The sequence below is a fragment of the Streptomyces sp. NPDC051909 genome (assembly GCF_040681095.1).
Taxonomy (GTDB): Bacteria; Actinomycetota; Actinomycetes; order Streptomycetales; family Streptomycetaceae; genus Streptomyces.
The window spans coordinates 180251-196092 of sequence record NZ_JBFAYA010000012.1 but is presented as its reverse complement, the minus strand read 5'-3'; the positions used below and the strand labels follow the sequence as shown (position 1 = coordinate 196092).

Genomic DNA, 15842 nt, shown 5'->3' with positions numbered 1-15842 from the left:
GCGGGCCCGGGTTCAGAGCCAGGCGCCCAACGCGGGGGCGGGCGAGCCGTCGGCCGCGCGCGGGTCGGCGGCCCGTCCGGTGAGGTAGGCCGTGATGTCGTGGAGTTCGCCGGTGACCAGGACGGGGTCGCCCTCGCCCGGCAGCTCCCAGCCGGCGCCGATCGCCCCGGCCCGCAGGGTCACGGCAGGTCCGGGGGCGGCGGCGCGCTTGGCGGTGACGTCGTCGCACAGGGCGATGAGGAAGTCGCCCGGCAGGTCGGCGAAGGAGACGCCGGTCGCCAGGTCGACGGCGTGGACGCACACCTCGCGGGAGCGCATCCAGGGCAGTTCGGTGGCGGGGACGGTACGGCCCTGGGCGGTGACGACCTCGTGGCGCCACTGCTCGTCGGTGAGCTCGTCCATCCGCGCCTCCAGAGCGTCCGCCGAGCCGCGCAGCCAGGCGGTCAGCCGGCCGGCGGGCAGGGCGCGGCCCCGTTCGATGCCGGCGGCGCGCTCCTCGGGCGAGGCGTACATGGGGGTGGGTTCGCCGGTGGCGGCCCAGTGGACCAGGTTGGACAGGGCCTCGGCGTTGGCGGCGACGTGCGCGGCGACATGGGCGCGGGTCCAGCCGGGCAGGGCGCTGGGGGCGGCGTAGCCGGCGTCGTCGAGTCCGGCGACGGCCTCGAAGGTCAGCTCGGCGCCGATCAGGGCCCAGCGGCGGGCGTCGGCGAGGGTACGGATGTCGGCACCCAGGCGGGTGCCGGTGCTGTTCGTCATCCGACGACCTTGTTGACGCAGGCGCCGAGGCCGGTGATCTCGGTGGACACGGTCTGGCCGGGGAGCAGGAAGACCTTGGGGTCGCGGGCGTTGCCGACGCCGGCCGGAGTGCCGGTGGCGATCATGTCGCCCGGCTTGAGGGTGATGACGGTGGAGATGTACTTCACCAGGAAGACCGGGTCGAACAGCAGCGTCGCGGTGTCGTCCTGCTGCATGACCTTGCCGTCGACGACCGTCCTGACCTTCAGCGCGGGGCGGACGCCGCCGACCTCGTCGGGGGTGACGACGTACGGGCCGACCGGGGTGGACGCCTCCCAGATCTTGCCCTGGGTCCACTCGATGGTGCGGAACTGCCAGTCGCGCACCGAGATGTCGTTCATGACGGTGAAGCCGGCGATGGCGTCGGCGGCCCGCTGCTCGTCGGCGCGGCGCACCTGCCTGCCGATGACGACGGCGAGTTCGACCTCCCAGTCGAGGGCGTCGGTCTCGGCCGGCTTGACGATGTCGTCGCCGGCGCCGATCAGGGTCTCGGCGAACTTCGGGAAGAGGGTCGGGTAGCTCGGCAGCTCCCGGCCCATCTCCTTGATGTGGTTGGTGTAGTTGTGCCCGACGCAGACGACCTTGGAGGGGTTCGGGACGACCGGCGCGAAGTCGGCGCCCGCCACCGGGTACGTGGGGCCGGTCGCGGCGGCGGCCTCGGCCTGCCAGTCCGGCTGGGCGAAGAGTTCGCCCAGGTCGGCGTGACCGAGGTCGATGTGGACGTCGCCGTCGAGGCGGACCGCCCGGGTGCCGGCGGCGGTGCGGAGGGTGGCGAGCTTCATGGGTCAGGCGTCCTTCTGGGTGCGGTTGAGCTTGAGCGCCTCGAACACGGGCGCGTCGGAGAAACGGAAGAGGTCGAGGGCGCCGGAGTCGGAGTCGGACCCGCCGGCCTCGGACCGGGCGGAGAACGGCGCCCAGGACGGGACGACGAACAGGTCGCCGCGGCCGACGGTCCAGGACCGCTCCCCGACGGTCACCACGCCGGAGCCGTCGAAGACCTGGTAGACGGAGGATCCGGTCTCGCGCACCGGCGCGGTCTCGGCGCCGCGGGCGAGGCGGTGGAACTCGGCGCGGATGGTCGGCAGGACGTCGCCGCCGTCGTGCGGGTTGGCGTAGCGCACCGCGGCGTGGCCCGGCTCGACGGTGCCGCCGAAGCCCTCCTTCTCCAGGAGCAGCTGGTCGCGCAGCGCGGCGTCGGTGTACTCCCACTTGTAGGAGAGCAGTGGGCTGCCCGGGGCGGTGGGGGCGGCTGACAGCGGGCGCAGGCCGGGGTGGCCCCACAGGCGCTCGGAGCGCGAGCGCTCGGGGGTGATCCGCTCGGCGTCCGTGATCTCGTCGCGGCCGAACTCGAAGAACTGGGTCTCGGTGACGTACTGGAAGGGGATGTCCAGGCCGTCGATCCAGGCCATCGGCTCGGAGGTGGCGTTGTGGTGGGCGTGCCAGTTCCAGCCGGCCTGCGGGAGGAAGTCGCCGCGGTTCATCGGCACGGGGTCGCCGCCGACGACCGTCCACACGCCCGAGCCCTCGACGACGAAGCGGAAGGCGTGCTGGGTGTGGCGGTGCTCGGGGGCGTCCTCGCCGGGCATCAGGTACTGGATGGCCGCCCACAGGGTCGGGGTGGCGAAGGGCCGCCCGCCGAGGGAGGGGTTGGCCAGGGCGATGGCGCGGCGCTCTCCGCCGCGCCCGACCGGGACGAGCTCGCCGGCCCGGTCCGCCAGCTCCCGCAGCCGCTGCCAGCGCCACAGGTGCGGCGTGGCGTGCGAGTGCGGGTGGGCCGGCATCAGGTCGCCGATCTCGGTCCACAGCGGGACGAGCAGCTCGTTCTCGAAGCCCCGGTACAGCTCTTCGAGGGCGGGGGTGACCTCGGGCTGCCCCTCCGCGGCGACGGCCTGCAGCCGCACCGGGGAGTCCGAGGCGATGTCGTGGGCAAGGGGGGAATGTGTCACAGGCCTCAGCGTGCGCTGTTCTTCTGTGAAGAACCGAGAGATTCTGGAGAGCAGAACTGGCACCGCGCCGCGAGGTTCCCGGGAGAACGTCGGAGACGTCATGGACAAGCCTCTGAAGACCCCGCCGCCCTACCCCATCGCCAGCGTGGACCACGCGCTGCGGGCGGCGACCATCCTGCAGCTGGAGGGCAGCGCGAGCGTGTCGCAGATCGCCGAGCGGCTCGGCGTCGCGCGGTCGACCGCCCACCGGATCCTGGCGATGCTGGTCTACCGGGACTTCGCCGTGCAGGGCGAGGACCGCGACTACCGCGCCGGCCCGGTCCTCGAGCTCGCCTCGCACTCCCAGTCCCTGGTCTCCCGGCTGCGGACCGCGGCCCTCCCCCATCTGCAGCGGGTCGTCGACCTCCTCGACGAGACCACGAACCTGATCGTGCGCACCGGGGACACCGTGCGCTTCATCGCCAGCGTCGAGTGCGGGCAGGCCCTGCGGGTCGGCTCCCGGGAGGGCATGGTGTTCCCGGCCCATCGCACCACCGCGGGCCTGCTGCTGCTCGCCGACCTCTCCGATCAGGAGCTGGACGAGGTGTACGCCGCCGAGCGCTACCGGGAGCGCCCGGCCGACCGCCCGGATCCCGACCGGCTGCGGGCGGAGCTGCGGCGGCTGCGGCGCAACGGGTTCGCCGTCAACCGGGGGCGGTCCGAGCGCGGCCTGGTCGCGGTCGGCGTGGCGGTGCGCGACCGGGACGGCTCGGCGCTGGCCGGTCTCTCGGTGTCGCTGCCCAGCGTGCGCTACGACCCGCACCGGCTGCGGTCCCTGGTCGCCACCCTGGAGGCGGCGGCGCACGCCCTGGAGCGGGACCTCGGCGACACGCGCCCCTGACATGGCCGCCTGACACGGGTCCCCGACACGCCCTGCTCTGGATCAGCCGCTCGTCAGTTGTCGACGACGAAGTCGGTGACGAGCCGGTTGAACTCGTCGGCGTGCTCCAGCTGGAAGATCCGCATCGTCCAGTCGTTGACCGTCACGGCCCGGGCCCGGGGGTGGATGTCCCGGTCCCGTTCGAAGGCCACGGCGGAGATGCCGTATCGGGCGAGGGTGAGTGCGGCGATCACACCGGTCGGGCCGTAGCCGACGATGGCGACATCCAGGTCGTGGTGCTGGGTCATGCGCTGGCTCCGTGGGTCAGGCTCGAACGCGTACAGCGAGGGAGAAAGAAGCGCGTGGGGGAGGTCTGATCGAGCCGCCCGCGCCGGAGACACGAACCAACCGCCGCGGCCGCCGGTCACGGCAGGAGATCCTTGACGCGGCGGCCCGCGTGAAGTCCGTACGCGGCTACGCCGGGACGTCGATGTCGGCGCTCCGCAAGGAGACCGGCCTGGCGAAGAGCGCCCTCTACCACCACTTCGACTCCAAGGCCGGACTGCTCTCGGCCGTCATGGAACAGGGCGCGCACGCCTTCTTCGACGCCATGCGCGAAGCCCAGCGCAACCCTCCCGAGGGCGGCACCCCGCACGAACGGCTCCGCTGGTATCTGCGCCGGACCGGCGAAGTCATGGAGAACGGCGAGGAGTTCCTGCGTCTGCTGCTCGTGCTCGTGATGAGCCGCGAGGCGGCGGAGGCGCCCGAGGCCCGGCAGACCGTGATCGCGGTCCGCGAGGTGGGGCGCGCCCACATGGAGCACATGATCCGCTCGTCCTTCGAGGGCGCGGGCGCCGAGACCGCCGAGCGGGTCGCGCAGGCCCTCGCCCCCTTCGGCATGGCCGGCTACGAAGGCGCGTTCGTGGCCCTGCAGTCGGAGGGCGGCGGCAGGCCCGTCTCGGCGTGGATGGACCAGCTCGCGGACTCCCTCGCGGCGCTCGGCGAGGCGATCGTCGCGGCCGGCCGACGAGACGGCGACGGGCGCGGGAGAAGTCCGGCCCTAGGGCCTGTCCGGCGGATCAGGGTCGGACAGGCCCTAGTCCTGCGGGGTCCGCACGGCCTCGCGGGAGCGTCCGAGTCTGTTGCGGAGGGTGAATCTGCGGCGGCGTTCGCGGCTTTCGCGGGTGTGCCGGTCGAGCTCCTCCATCAGCCGGCGGCCCCGGTGTTCGGGGTCGAGTTCGTCGAGGACGCGGTCCACTTCGGCGAGCATCGCTCCGTACAGCTGCCAACGGCCCGGCTCCCGCAGCGCGAGGGCGAGGAGCAGGCCGGCCGCGCGGCCCCGGCAGGCGCGGGCGGCCCGCAGTTCGCCGGCGAGCCGGGACTCGGCCGCCTCGGCCGCCTCGCTGCCGGAGGACGTGACGAGGACGGCGAAGCTGACGAAGGCATCGGCGGTGTGCTGTGCCGTCTCCTGGAGGGCGAGGGCGGCCGGTCCGGGCAGCAGCTCCCGGCCCTCCCGCTCCTTGGCCAGGTCGGTGAGCGTACGGGCGAGGACCCGCAGCACCACGGCGCAGATCTCCAGGGTGTCGAGCCCGGTGCGCAGCACGATCCGGTGGAGCAGCCCCTCCTTGACGCGCGGGTTGAACCGCAGGCTGTCCTCGGCCGTGCGCAGCGCGCCGTCCACGTCGGCCACGTCGTTGTCGAGCCGACGCGCCTCGTGGAGGCGGGCCGCCGCCCGCTCGACCGGGGGCGCGCCGCCGAACTCCTCCGCCACGTCGATCAGCAGCCGGCGCATCCGGCGGGCCAGGTCCTCGATGGAGTCGCCGGCGGTGTCCACCCACACGGGCGGGGCGAGGACCAGGTTGAACAGCAGTCCGACGACCGCGCCGATCAAGGTCTCCAGGACCCGGTCCCAGGCGGTGTCGGCGACCTGGGTGACGCCGAGCACGAGCATCGCGCTGATGGCGACCTCGGGCACGAACTCCTCGACCCGCACCAGCCGCCCCACGACGAGCGAGGCCAGGATGATCAGGGCGAGGCTCCACCAGGAGAGCCCGACGAGCGCGCTGAAGGCGATGGCGATGAGCACGCCGACGACCACGGAGTTCACCCGGCGCAGGCTCGTGGTGAGCGTGGAGTAGACGGTGACCTGCACGACGAGCAGCGCCGTCAGCGGTGCGGTGAGCGGCGCCGGCTCGCTGCTGAGCCAGAGCGCGACGACGTACGACAGGGTCGCGGCCGCCGTGGACCGCACGGTCTGCACCATGAACGGGTCGCGCCGCAGCTGCTCCAGGCGGGCCGCGAGCTCACCGCGCCGGGCGCTCCACCGGCCCTGTCGCGTCACGTCTTCCCTCGTCAAGGGCTCCCTCGTCTCGCTCCCGGTTCCGGGTCCTGGCCGCACGGCCGGCCGCACGACCGCCCGCCCGGCCGGCCGTGCCGTCCTGCCCGACCGTGCCATCCCGTCGGGTCTCGGGCACGCTCGGCACGCCGGGCGCGCGCACGGGATGGCCCGGCGCGTAGCGTGGAGGGTTGGAGGTTCCAGGCGGCCGACCGGGCCGCGGGAGACATCCGGGTGGTCGATGCCCATGCCCCGTTCAGCTCACCCTCGCAAGCTCGTCGCGGTTCTCGCGGCCGGCGTCGCGGTCGTCGTCGCGGCGCTGCTCGCCCTGCTGACGGGCGGCTCCCCGGCCCACACCGAGGCCGCCTCGGACAAGCGGCAGGCCCCGCCCTCCCCGCGCCCGTCCGCGCCACCCTCGCCCACGCGGGCGTCCGCACCCACGACCACCCCCGCGCCCGCACCCACCCCCGCCTCCCACCCGCGGGTCGCCGAGCTGGACATACCGTCGATCGGGGTCGCCGGCCTGCGGGTCGTGCCGTACGAGGGGACGACCGACGACCGGGCCGGCACCCGGATACAGGACCGCGGCATGGCGGCGAGCCCGTACGGGAAGCGGGGCGGCACGGGCCCGGGCGACATCGGCAACTACCTGGTGACGGCGCACCGGCTCTCGGCCGGCGGGCCGCTGGGCGAGCTGCCCTCCGTCGAGAAGGGCGACCGGGTCCTGGTGACGGCGGGCGGCCAGGTCTACGAGTACCGGATCACCGAGACCCGGTCGACCTCCTTCCGCTCCGCCCGCTCCCTCGCGGAGCAGCGGGCCGCCGTGCCGGGCTCGCCCGGCGAGCATCCCACCGAGGCGATGATCACCCTCTCCACGTGCGCGACCCCGGAGGACAACGCGGCGGGCAACTTCTGGCGGGACGCGCAGGGCAACCCGGAGCACCGCATCGACAAGGTCGGCGTCCTCGTCTCGGTCCGGCCGGCGGCGGACGGCCCGTCCTGACCTCCTGACCTCGCCAGTGCCGCCGCCCGCTGCCTTCGTCGGACGTCACTCCGTGCGCAGCGCCCGGGCCGTGTCCGTACGGGCCGCCCAGCCGGCCGGGAGCAGGGCACCGGCCGTCGCGATCAGCACCCCGGCGAGGACCAGGCCGGTGAGCAGCGGCGTGCCGTAGACGTCGAGGTCGACGGGCGGAATGGTGCTGCCGACGGCGCTGCCCATCGCGGGCATGACCGCCCGGTGCAGGGCGACGCCGAGCGGTACGCCCACGGCGCCGGCCAGCAGGCCGACGACGCCGACCGAGGTGAGCACCCGGGCGACGGTCTGCGCCGGCGTCATCCCGAGGGACTTGAGAATGCCCAGGTCACGCACCCGGTCGCGGGTGTCGAGGACCACGGTGTTCAGGACGCCGAGGGCGGCGACGGCGATCAGCATGACCGTGAGCAGGGTGATCAGGGCCTGCATGGCCGTGATCACGCTGGAGTGGGCCTTCTCCGCGGGTGCCGCCTGGGCGCCGAGCGGACGGAGCCGGGCGTCGAGCCGCTCGGCGTAGCTCTGGGCGTCGGCGCCGGCGGGCAGCAGCACATGGAACTCGGAGGGCAGGAAGCGGAGCTGGAGGTCGGCGACGGAGGCGGCCCGGGCGCGGATGGTCAGGCCCTTGCCGCCCAGGTCGAAGACCTCGCCCACCAGGGTCAGACGGGCCGTGCGGCCCTGTTCCGACAGGGTGACGGTCTGCCCGAGGGACAGCCCGGTGGCCTGCAGGAAGCGGGTGGGCACGACCGCCTCGCCCGGTGCGGAGAACCAGCGGCCGGAGACCATGGTGTGCCCTCCCTCCGAGGAGTCCCCGTCGTAGCCCACGAACAGCGCGCCGCCCTTGAGCCCGGCGACGCCGACGTGGGCGGGGGCCGTCCGGTAGAAGGCGGCGCTGCTCGGGAAGGAGCGGATCGCCTCGGTGACCGCGGCCGGGTCCGCGGGCTCGGCGTTCGTCGGCATGGGCTCCGTACCGCTCCGGCCGAGGCTGAGGACGGTCACGTCGGCCGCCGAGTCCGGGTCGCCGTCCGTCTTGACCGCGACGAGCGTCGAGCCGAGTCCCACGGCGAAGGTCACGGCGAGCGCGCCGAGGGCGACGGCCGCGCCCGTCGCCGCGGAGCGGCCGGGGCGGGCGGCGATCCCCGCCAGGCCGAGGACCACGGCGCGCGGGAGCGGAAGCCTGCCGAGCCGTCGGCCGATCCGTCGCCCGGCCCGGCGGGCCAGTCCGTCCCCGCCGCCGGGCAGGCCGGGCCCGCCCGCGCGGAGGGCGTCGGCCGTCCGCAGCCGCGCGGCTCGGAGGGCGGGTCCGTACGCGGCGACGGCGACGACCAGCAGGACACCGGCGAGTCCGGCGAGGTCGACCCAGGCGGGGATCAGGACCTGCGCCGTCCCGTACGTCGTCGCCAGCTCGGCCATCACGGGCACGGCCGCCGCGTTGGCCACCGCGACGCCGAGCACGGCGCCGGCCGCCGCCGGGACCAGGGCCTGGGCGACGTAGGCCCGGCCGATCTGGAGCGGGGTGAAGCCGACCGCCTTGAGGACGCCGATCCGCCGGGTCGCGGCGCCCACCACGCCGCTGACGACGATGCCGATGACCAGGACGGACAGGGCGAGGCCGAGCACGGCGAAGGCGGTGACGAAGGGGATGAACGCGGCCGTGTTCTCCTGTGCCGTCTGGCGCACGTCGAGATACGACTGGCTGCCGGCCACGCCCGCCGGACCTGCCGTGCCGCGCCGGCCGAGGGCGGCGACGACGGCGGTCCGGCCGGCCTCGATGTCCGCGGCCGTCGCCGACCGGTCGAGTCGGTAGAGCATCTGCAGGTCCGGCCGGCCGGCGCGGTCCCCGGTGAGGGCGGCGACCTGGGCGGGCGCCACCCAGGCGTCGGCGCTCTCGCCGACGGACTCGGCGATGCCGACCACGGTGAGGGGGATGCCGGCGGAGTCGACGGCGTCAGGGCCGGGGTGCGCGGGACGGCCCGCCGTCAGGACCGCTCCCGGGCGCATGTACGGCAGTCGGGAGCCCTGCTCCACGACGATCTCGCCCGGCGCCGTGGCCCAGCGGCCCTCGACGAGGCTCACCCGGTCCACCGGGGCATCGGCCGTGGACCGGCCGGCCACGGTGAGCGGCGGCGGCTCGAAGCCGGGCGGCGCGCCCTCCCCGTGCAGCCGTACGGCGGCGACGGCGAAGGGGCCGGCGGCCCGCGTGACGCCCGCCGCGCGCGCCGTGGCCGCGGCCTCCTCGGCCGTGACGGCCGTGCCGTCGAACTGCACGGTGAGGTGGGCTCCGTCCTGGCGGGCGAAGGCGCGGTCGAAGGGCTGCTGCGAGACGACCAGGAGGCCGGCCGCGAGGACCGCGGCCGCCACCGAGAGCAGGGTGGTGAGCACCGTCACCGTCGTCTGCACCCGTCGCCGCGCGACCCCGGCGCGCACCACCCGCCCCAGGGCCGTCGCCCCCCGCCCGCCGGTGTCACGGCTCATCGGGCCACCGCCGATTCGTCGCGGGCGATCCGCCCGTCCATCAGCTCGACGGTGCGGGTGGCGCAGGCCTCGGCGAGGGCCAGGTCGTGGGTGACCAGGACGACGGTCTGTCCGTCGGCGTTCAGCTCGCGCAGCAGTGCGCGCACGTCCGCGCCGGAGGCGGAGTCCAGGGCGCCGGTCGGCTCGTCGGCGAGGAGCAGCGGCGGCCGGTTCATCAGCGCCCGGGCGACGGCGACGCGCTGCCGTTCGCCGCCGGAGAGGGTGCCCGGGTGGGCCGAGGCGTGCCGGGCGACGCCCAGGTAGCGGAGGAGTTCGGTGGCGCGGTCGGCGGCCTCGGCGCGGGGTACGCCGGCCAGTTGGGCGGGCAGCAGCACGTTGTCGCGGACGGTGAGGTCGTCGAGGAGGTGGAAGAACTGGTGCACCATCCCGATGCGGGAGCGCCGGTAGCGGGCGGAGGCGGTCTCGCTCATGGTGTCCACGCGCAGGCCGTCGACGGTCACGGTGCCCGTGCTGGGCCGGTCGAGCCCGGCGATCAGGTTGAGCAGGGTCGACTTGCCGCTGCCCGAGGGGCCGAGGACGGCGAGCGCGTCGCCGGTCGCGACCTGGAGCGTGAGCTCGCTCAGGACGGCGCGGTCGGCGTCGTAGGTCCTGCTCACGTCGCGCATGTCGACGAGAGGTGGTGCGGGCGGCCCGGGCATCGCCGGGCTGTCGGTCAGGTCGGTCATGTGTCGTCCTCCGGGAGGTCGGGGTGGGGTCGTGCCGGGTCCCGGAGGCGCGTCGGCATCCTCTCGCCGCCGTCTCCGGACGGTCCGGAACGCTAGGCGCGGGCCCGTCGCGGGCGCGTCGGCCGTGGTGACGAAGATCCGTACCGTGCCGGGCGGACGCGGGCGGACGTCATCCCCGGGATGTACGCGCGGGGATGACGGCGCTGCGCCTCGGGGCCGATCTCCGGCGCCGGTCCGGTTGGCAGACTGGGCGGATGCGTTGGAGAGAGGCAGTCACGGGTCGGTCCCGCTGGTCGTGGGCGGCGGACGCGCTGCTCGCCGTGGGCCTGGCCGTCGGCACGGTGGCCGGGGACCTGAACCGCTCGTACGTGGATCTCCGCCCCGACGGGGGCGACGGCGACGCGGCCCTGGTTCCGGTGCCGGTCCCTCCCCCGCTGCCGGAGGTGCCGACTCCGCCGCCGGCCGGGCACGTGCCCCTGCCGCGTCCGGTGCCCGCCGTCGAGCACGTGCTGCCGCCCGCCGAGCCGTGGGAGCTGGCGGTGGCGGTGCTGACCGCGCTGCCGCTGCTGCTGCGACGTCGCTTCCCGCTCGCGGTGTACTGGGCGGTGACGGCGGCGACCGTGGTGCTGCACGCGTGGGGGGACGCGGCGCCTGACGCGACCTCGTTCGCCTTCGCGTCGAGTCTCGTCGCGGCGTACAGCGCGGTCGTGCACAGTCCGCACCGGAAGGCGGCGGCCCTGTCCGTGCTCGCCGGCGCGGTGCTCTATCCGACGCTGCACATGGTCCCCGAGGTGTCCCCTGGCTTCGTCCCGCTCCTTGTGCTGCTGCCGGTCGGGCTGGCCTCCCAGGCCGTGCACACCTGGCGGCGGCGGGCCCGGACGCTGCACGAGCGGCAGGAGGAGGCGCTGCGGCAGGCGGTGGCCGAGGAGCGGGCGCGGATCGCGCGCGAGCTGCACGACGTGGTCACCCACAACGTCAGCATGATGACGATCCAGGCCGGTGCGGCACGGAAGGTCCTCGACACGGCTCCCGACCAGGCTCGGGAGGCGATGCACGCGGTGGAGACGGCGGGACGGACGGCGATGTCCGAACTGCGGCACGTGATGGGGCTGCTGACCATGGCGGCGGCCGACGGGTCGTCAGCCGCCGTACCCGGGGAGGAACTCGGCGATCTGGACCTGGCGCCGCAGCCGGGGCTCGACCGGGTCGGCGAGCTGGTCGAGCGGGTGCGGGCGACCGGGGTGCCGGTGGAACTGACGGTGCGGGGCGCCGCCGTGGAGCTGCCGGGCGGGGTGGGGCTCGCGGCGTACCGGGTGGTGCAGGAGGCGTTGACGAACGCGGTGCGGCACGCGGAGGGCGCGCGGGTCGCGGTCGTCGTGACGTACGCCCCAGAGGAACTGTGCGTGGAGGTCACCGACTCCGGCGGCCGGGCCCGTACGGGGGCGGGCGGGGGCACGGGCGAGGGAGGCGGCCGGGGGCTGATCGGTCTGCGGGAGCGGCTCTCTGTGTACGGGGGTACGCTGCGGGCGGGCCGGCGCCCCGGCGGCGGCTACCGGGTCCGGGCGGTGATCCCGCTGCGGGCCGTGGGCGGGGCGGACGGCGGCCGGGAGTCCGCGAGGGAGGACGTGTGAGCGAGGCACCCCGGGTGGTGATCGTCGACGACCAGGCGCTGGTGCGCACGGGGTTCCGGATGATCCTGGCGGCCGACGGCATCGACGTGGTCGCGGAGGCGGCCGACGGCGACGAGGCCGTGGCCGCGGTCCGCCGCACCCGCCCGGACGTGGTCCTGATGGACATCCGGATGCCGGGCACGGACGGTCTGGAGGCCACCCGCCGCATCCTGGCGGACGCCGACGGCGGCGCGGCGCCCCGGATCCTCGTCCTCACCACGTACGACCTCGACCGCTATGTGTACGCGGCGCTGCGCGCGGGGGCGAGCGGCTTCCTCCTGAAGGACGTGACGCCGGAGCATCTGGCGGCGGCCGTGCGGCTGGTCCGCGAGGGCGACGCGATGCTCGCCCCGGCGATCACGCGCCGCCTCGTGGAGCGCTTCGCCGCCCCGGCCGGGGACCCGGCGACGGCCCCGGGACACCGTGACCTGGCGGTGCTGACCCCGCGTGAGCTGGAGGTCCTGGAGGCACTGGCCCGCGGCCGCAGCAACGCCGAGCTCGCCGCGCGCTTCCAGCTGAGCGAGGCGACGGTGAAGACCCATGTCGCCCGCATCCTGTCCAAACTGCGGCTGCGTGACCGCGCCCAGGCGGTGATCGTCGCGTACGAGACGGGCCTGATCGCTCCGGGCTCGGCGCGCTGAGGCGCGTCCGGGCCGAGGGCAGAGCGCGCCCGGCTCAGCGCGAGCTCTGCCCGGCCGGGGCGGCCGGGCGATGGCCGCCGAGGGAGGTGGTCAGCGCGTCCGCGGTCGCCGCGTCCGCGTCCGCGACGTCCGCCGGGTACTCCGGCAGCAGGTCGTCCCAGACGGGCAGCCACGAACCGTACAGCTGGGCCTGGCCCTCGGGGCGGGCGAAGAACCAGATGTGGAGGTGGGCGCCGCCGTCGCCGATGCGGTAGACGTGGGCTCGCGAGATGTGCGGCAGGGCCTGCATGTGGCGGACGAGGTGCGCGGACAGGACGCCGAGTTCGGCCGCCAGGTCCCGGGCAGATCCCCTCGTCCCGGGCGCGGCACGACCCGGGGTCCGCCGGGTCCTCGCCGTGCCGCGCCGGCTCGGGCAGGACCGGAGGGCGCGCAGCGGTACGACGCCGACTGCCTACACGCACCAGGGTGGCCCGGCTCCCCCACCGGCACCCGTGGTGTGGATCTTGTACGGATGTGTGGCAGGTCCTGCGCCAAGTGCCCCCGGGCGGCCCTCTGCAACCGCTCCGGCATCCGGGCCCGCGCGCTCTCCGGCGGCCGCGAAGTCGCTCAAATCGGCCGTAACTTCCCTCACATCCGGTGATTTTGACGACTTATCAGGCATCCTTGCGTCTCGCTCGGGCGTTCTGGAACCCTCCGTTCGACCTGTCTGACACACCATCGACGGAGGCAACCTCACATGCCCTCAAGGCGCATACGCCGAGCCTGGCTCACGGCGGCCGCCGCGCTCTCGCTCGCGTTCACCGGCCTGGTGGCTCCGGCCGCCCAGGCCGAGGACGTGCCGCGGGACGTATCCGATCCCACGGTCCAGGAGCCCCTGGCGGCCGAGGCCGCGTCCTCGCCGTTCGCGGCCACCGCCTGGACCTCGCCCGGCGGCACGGCCTCGCCCGGTGACTTCACCCTCTCGCCCGGCGCGCTGAACGCCGAGACCACCTCGCGGGTCACCCGGCTCGACTCGGTGCTGCCCAAGTCGGGTGTGCAGAACCTGCTGGCCGGTGCCAACCGCACGGTGACCCCGTGGTGCTCCCGTGATCCGTTCGGGACCGCCGCGGACCCCGACATCAAGTACTGCCTGCAGAACGACGACTCGGTCTCGCAGGAGTGGGTGCCCCAGGGATTCACGGGGGTCTCCGACGCCAAGGACAACGAGCTGTGGGGCGAGGCCGGGAACATCCAGCTCTTCGCCTCGTACGACGGCTGGGACCCGGGCCGGCAGACCGATCCGGACCCGACGACCGGTGACTGCACCACCGCCGAGCTGGAGGCGAACGACGCCTGCAACCAGAAGGGCGTCCGGATCACCTTCGTACAGAGCCGGGTCAACCCGGCCACCGGCAGCCCCGAGATCAAGTACCGGCACGTGCTGCTCGGCTGGACCTACATCAACTCGGCCGACCACGTCTCCTTCGACGGGCTGCACGCCTCCGAGTACCCGATCCAGAAGGGCGTCCACGCCGGCGGCATCGTCTGGTACGGCAACTACCTCTATGTCGCCGACACCCGCAACGGCCTGCGCGTCTTCGACATGCGCTACATCATGGACCTCGACCCGGACGGCGACGCGAGCACGCACGACGCGATGGGTGCCGACACCGACGGCGTGCAGACCACCGCCGACGTCGAGGACAAGACGAAGGTCGGCCGGCACGACAACGTCTGGTACAGCTTCGGCTACCGCTATGTGATGCCGCAGGTCGCCGCGTGGAAGTTCAAGGCGACGCAGAGCAATCCCGCGGGTTCCTACGCCTGCGTCTCGACCGGCGCGCCGAAGGCCTCGTACATCTCGCTGGACCGCAGCACCGTCCCGGACCGCCTGCTCATGGGCGAGTACTGCCGTCCGGAGAGCGGCTACCCGTCCACCGGCCGCATCGCCTCGTACCCCGTCGCGGACCTGGAGGGGCGCTCCGCCGACGTGGCCGCCGAGGGCTGGGCCAACTACCTGCCGCTGACGAACGGCGGCGCGCAGGGCGCGGCGGCCTACAACGGCACGCTGTACGTGAACGAGTCGAAGGGCACGGACGAGCCGGGCAACCTCTGGCGCTACACCTGGAGCAACGGCCAGCTGGTCGCCAAGGGCCAGGCCGTGAAGACCGCCCGGGGCGCCGAGGACCTCTACATCGAGCGCGGCACGGGCCGCCTGTGGTCCCTCTCCGAACACCGCCCGGGGTCGGCGGCCGACTGCACCGCGAACCGGGACGCCGCCGATCCGGTGGGCACGGACTACTGCCAGCGGGTGCTGTACGGGCACAAGCTGAGCTGGCTCGACGGCCGGTCGTAACGCGCGCCGGACGTCATCCCTGCCGCTCGGCGGAGGGCCGGTCAGCCGGCCGTGCCTCCGCCGAGCACGCGTACGGCGTCCACGATCAGGTCCCAGAACCCGTCGGTGTCGACCTCCATGCCGACCTCGGTGTCGGCGGGCCGGCCCGTCACCCCGTGCAGGTCCACCACCGTCGCGCCCCGGGTGTGCGTGCCGTCGAGCTCCACCGCCACCGCCGCCCGTGCCGTGCTCACCAGCGCCGGGTCGATCAGATGGGCGACGGTGAGCGGATCGTGCAGCGGGGGCGCGTCGAAGCCGTACACCTCGCGGTAGGTGGACGCGAAGTAGGTGAGCAGGTCGACGCAGAGTCCGCTCAGCGGGGTGCCGAGCGCGGCGATCTGGGCGACGACCTCGGCGGTGGCCTGTACCTGGTGGGTCGCGTTGAGGCCGAACATCGTCACCGGCAGACCGCTGCGGAAGACGATGTCCGCCGCCTCCGGATCGCACAGGATGTTGAACTCGGCGGCGGGCGTGGTGTTTCCGCGCTCCGTGGAGCCGCCCATGAGCACGATCCGCTCGATCCGTCCGGCGAGCGCGGGATGGGCGAGCAGCAGGACGGCGATGTTGGTGAGCGGCCCGGTCGGTACGAGCGTCACCGGCGTCGGGTGCGCGAGCAGGGTGTCCCGGACGAGGGTGAGGGCGTCGCGCGGGTCCAGCGGCACGTCCGGCTCGCCCTCGCCGAAGCCGGGCCCGTCGAGGCCGGAGTCCCCGTGGATGTTCTCGGCGATCCGGCGCGGCCCGTGGAGTGGGCGGTCGCGCCCCGCGGCGATCGGCACGCCCCGGATCCCGGCCACCGAGCAGACCCGGCGGGCGTTGAGGGTGGTCTTCTCCAGCGTCTGGTTGCCCGCGACGGTGGTGATCGCGAGCAGGTCGATCGCGGGGTTCGCGGCGGCGAGCAGGATGTTGAAGGCGTCGTCGTGACCGGGATCGCAGTCGAGAATCACGGGAACCGGCATGCCTTCACCGTGCCACACCCGGGTAGGAAGGCGCAG

At 74.3% G+C, this 15842-nt stretch carries 14 protein-coding genes; 5 read left to right on the top strand and 9 right to left on the bottom strand.

Annotated features, from left to right (window positions below; genetic code table 11):
• Positions 1-12: 12 nt before the first annotated feature.
• From AB0M18_RS21010 to AB0M18_RS21000, 3 genes are read right to left on the bottom strand one after another with little or no spacing between them, the layout of a single operon-like run.
• Positions 13-756, bottom strand: a complete 744-nt coding sequence (locus AB0M18_RS21010) for a maleylpyruvate isomerase family mycothiol-dependent enzyme (protein WP_365760118.1) — start codon at positions 754-756, stop codon at positions 13-15.
• Positions 753-1577, bottom strand: coding sequence for a fumarylacetoacetate hydrolase family protein (locus AB0M18_RS21005; protein WP_365760116.1), 825 nt, complete (start codon positions 1575-1577; stop codon positions 753-755). The genes AB0M18_RS21010 and AB0M18_RS21005 overlap by 4 nt, the downstream gene beginning before the upstream one ends.
• Before the next feature lie 3 nt (positions 1578-1580).
• On the bottom strand, positions 1581-2741 hold the full coding sequence (locus tag AB0M18_RS21000) for a cupin domain-containing protein (RefSeq protein ID WP_365760114.1): 1161 nt from the start codon (positions 2739-2741) through the stop codon (positions 1581-1583).
• 100 nt (positions 2742-2841) lie between these two features.
• Between AB0M18_RS21000 and AB0M18_RS20995 the strand changes: the two genes are divergently transcribed.
• On the top strand, positions 2842-3621 hold the full coding sequence (locus tag AB0M18_RS20995; protein WP_365760112.1) for an IclR family transcriptional regulator: 780 nt from the start codon (positions 2842-2844) through the stop codon (positions 3619-3621).
• A gap of 53 nt (positions 3622-3674) precedes the next feature.
• Here AB0M18_RS20995 and AB0M18_RS20990 read toward each other — a convergent pair whose 3' ends face one another.
• A complete protein-coding gene (locus AB0M18_RS20990) occupies positions 3675-3908 on the bottom strand; it encodes an FAD-dependent monooxygenase (RefSeq protein ID WP_365760110.1) in 234 nt (77 codons plus the stop codon).
• A 788-nt stretch (positions 3909-4696) separates the two neighbouring features.
• The gene (locus AB0M18_RS20985) at positions 4697-5863 is read right to left on the bottom strand and encodes an aromatic acid exporter family protein (RefSeq protein WP_365760194.1); all 1167 of its coding nucleotides are present in this window, start codon (positions 5861-5863) and stop codon (positions 4697-4699) included.
• A 319-nt stretch (positions 5864-6182) separates the two neighbouring features.
• Between AB0M18_RS20985 and AB0M18_RS20980 the strand changes: the two genes are divergently transcribed.
• Complete coding sequence (locus AB0M18_RS20980; protein ID WP_365760108.1) at positions 6183-6938, top strand: class E sortase; 756 nt, start codon at positions 6183-6185, stop codon at positions 6936-6938.
• A gap of 45 nt (positions 6939-6983) precedes the next feature.
• Here AB0M18_RS20980 and AB0M18_RS20975 read toward each other — a convergent pair whose 3' ends face one another.
• Together AB0M18_RS20975 and AB0M18_RS20970 are read right to left on the bottom strand one after the other, a co-directional pair.
• Positions 6984-9440: an ABC transporter permease gene (locus AB0M18_RS20975; protein WP_365760106.1), complete on the bottom strand. Its 2457-nt coding sequence runs from the start codon at positions 9438-9440 to the stop codon at positions 6984-6986.
• The gene (locus AB0M18_RS20970; protein ID WP_365760104.1) at positions 9437-10165 is read right to left on the bottom strand and encodes an ABC transporter ATP-binding protein; all 729 of its coding nucleotides are present in this window, start codon (positions 10163-10165) and stop codon (positions 9437-9439) included. Before AB0M18_RS20970 ends, AB0M18_RS20975 begins: the two co-directional genes overlap by 4 nt.
• Positions 10166-10419: 254 nt before the next feature.
• Between AB0M18_RS20970 and AB0M18_RS20965 the strand changes: the two genes are divergently transcribed.
• Both AB0M18_RS20965 and AB0M18_RS20960 read left to right on the top strand, forming a co-directional pair.
• Positions 10420-11796, top strand: coding sequence for a histidine kinase (locus AB0M18_RS20965; RefSeq protein ID WP_365760102.1), 1377 nt, complete (start codon positions 10420-10422; stop codon positions 11794-11796).
• Complete coding sequence (locus AB0M18_RS20960; RefSeq protein ID WP_365760100.1) at positions 11793-12476, top strand: response regulator transcription factor; 684 nt, start codon at positions 11793-11795, stop codon at positions 12474-12476. Before AB0M18_RS20965 ends, AB0M18_RS20960 begins: the two co-directional genes overlap by 4 nt.
• A gap of 34 nt (positions 12477-12510) precedes the next feature.
• On the opposite strand, the gene AB0M18_RS20955 is transcribed toward AB0M18_RS20960, so the two are convergent.
• Positions 12511-12765, bottom strand: coding sequence for a hypothetical protein (locus AB0M18_RS20955; RefSeq protein ID WP_365760098.1), 255 nt, complete (start codon positions 12763-12765; stop codon positions 12511-12513).
• Between the two features lie 447 nt (positions 12766-13212).
• Between AB0M18_RS20955 and AB0M18_RS20950 the strand changes: the two genes are divergently transcribed.
• Positions 13213-14811 carry a hypothetical protein gene (locus AB0M18_RS20950; protein WP_365760096.1) on the top strand — a complete coding sequence of 533 codons (1599 nt, stop codon included), beginning with the start codon at positions 13213-13215 and terminating at the stop codon, positions 14809-14811.
• A gap of 41 nt (positions 14812-14852) precedes the next feature.
• Here AB0M18_RS20950 and AB0M18_RS20945 read toward each other — a convergent pair whose 3' ends face one another.
• On the bottom strand, positions 14853-15806 hold the full coding sequence (locus AB0M18_RS20945; protein WP_365760094.1) for a nucleoside hydrolase: 954 nt from the start codon (positions 15804-15806) through the stop codon (positions 14853-14855).
• Positions 15807-15842 lie beyond the last annotated feature (36 nt).

Excerpts from the sequence above, each read along its gene's own strand:
- AB0M18_RS21010 (WP_365760118.1), bottom strand. The coding sequence starts at position 756 with ATGACGAACAGCACCGGCACCCGCCTGGGTGCCGACATCCGTACCCTC.
- AB0M18_RS21005 (WP_365760116.1), bottom strand. The coding sequence starts at position 1,577 with ATGAAGCTCGCCACCCTCCGCACCGCCGCCGGCACCCGGGCGGTCCGC.
- AB0M18_RS20995 (WP_365760112.1), top strand. The coding sequence starts at position 2,842 with ATGGACAAGCCTCTGAAGACCCCGCCGCCCTACCCCATCGCCAGCGTG.
- AB0M18_RS20990 (WP_365760110.1), bottom strand. The coding sequence starts at position 3,908 with ATGACCCAGCACCACGACCTGGATGTCGCCATCGTCGGCTACGGCCCG.
- AB0M18_RS20985 (WP_365760194.1), bottom strand. The coding sequence starts at position 5,863 with ATGGTGCAGACCGTGCGGTCCACGGCGGCCGCGACCCTGTCGTACGTC.
- AB0M18_RS20980 (WP_365760108.1), top strand. The coding sequence starts at position 6,183 with ATGCCCCGTTCAGCTCACCCTCGCAAGCTCGTCGCGGTTCTCGCGGCC.
- AB0M18_RS20975 (WP_365760106.1), bottom strand. The coding sequence starts at position 9,440 with ATGAGCCGTGACACCGGCGGGCGGGGGGCGACGGCCCTGGGGCGGGTG.
- AB0M18_RS20970 (WP_365760104.1), bottom strand. The coding sequence starts at position 10,165 with ATGACCGACCTGACCGACAGCCCGGCGATGCCCGGGCCGCCCGCACCA.
- AB0M18_RS20965 (WP_365760102.1), top strand. The coding sequence starts at position 10,420 with ATGCGTTGGAGAGAGGCAGTCACGGGTCGGTCCCGCTGGTCGTGGGCG.
- AB0M18_RS20955 (WP_365760098.1), bottom strand. The coding sequence starts at position 12,765 with ATGCAGGCCCTGCCGCACATCTCGCGAGCCCACGTCTACCGCATCGGC.
- AB0M18_RS20950 (WP_365760096.1), top strand. The coding sequence starts at position 13,213 with ATGCCCTCAAGGCGCATACGCCGAGCCTGGCTCACGGCGGCCGCCGCG.
- AB0M18_RS20945 (WP_365760094.1), bottom strand. The coding sequence starts at position 15,806 with ATGCCGGTTCCCGTGATTCTCGACTGCGATCCCGGTCACGACGACGCC.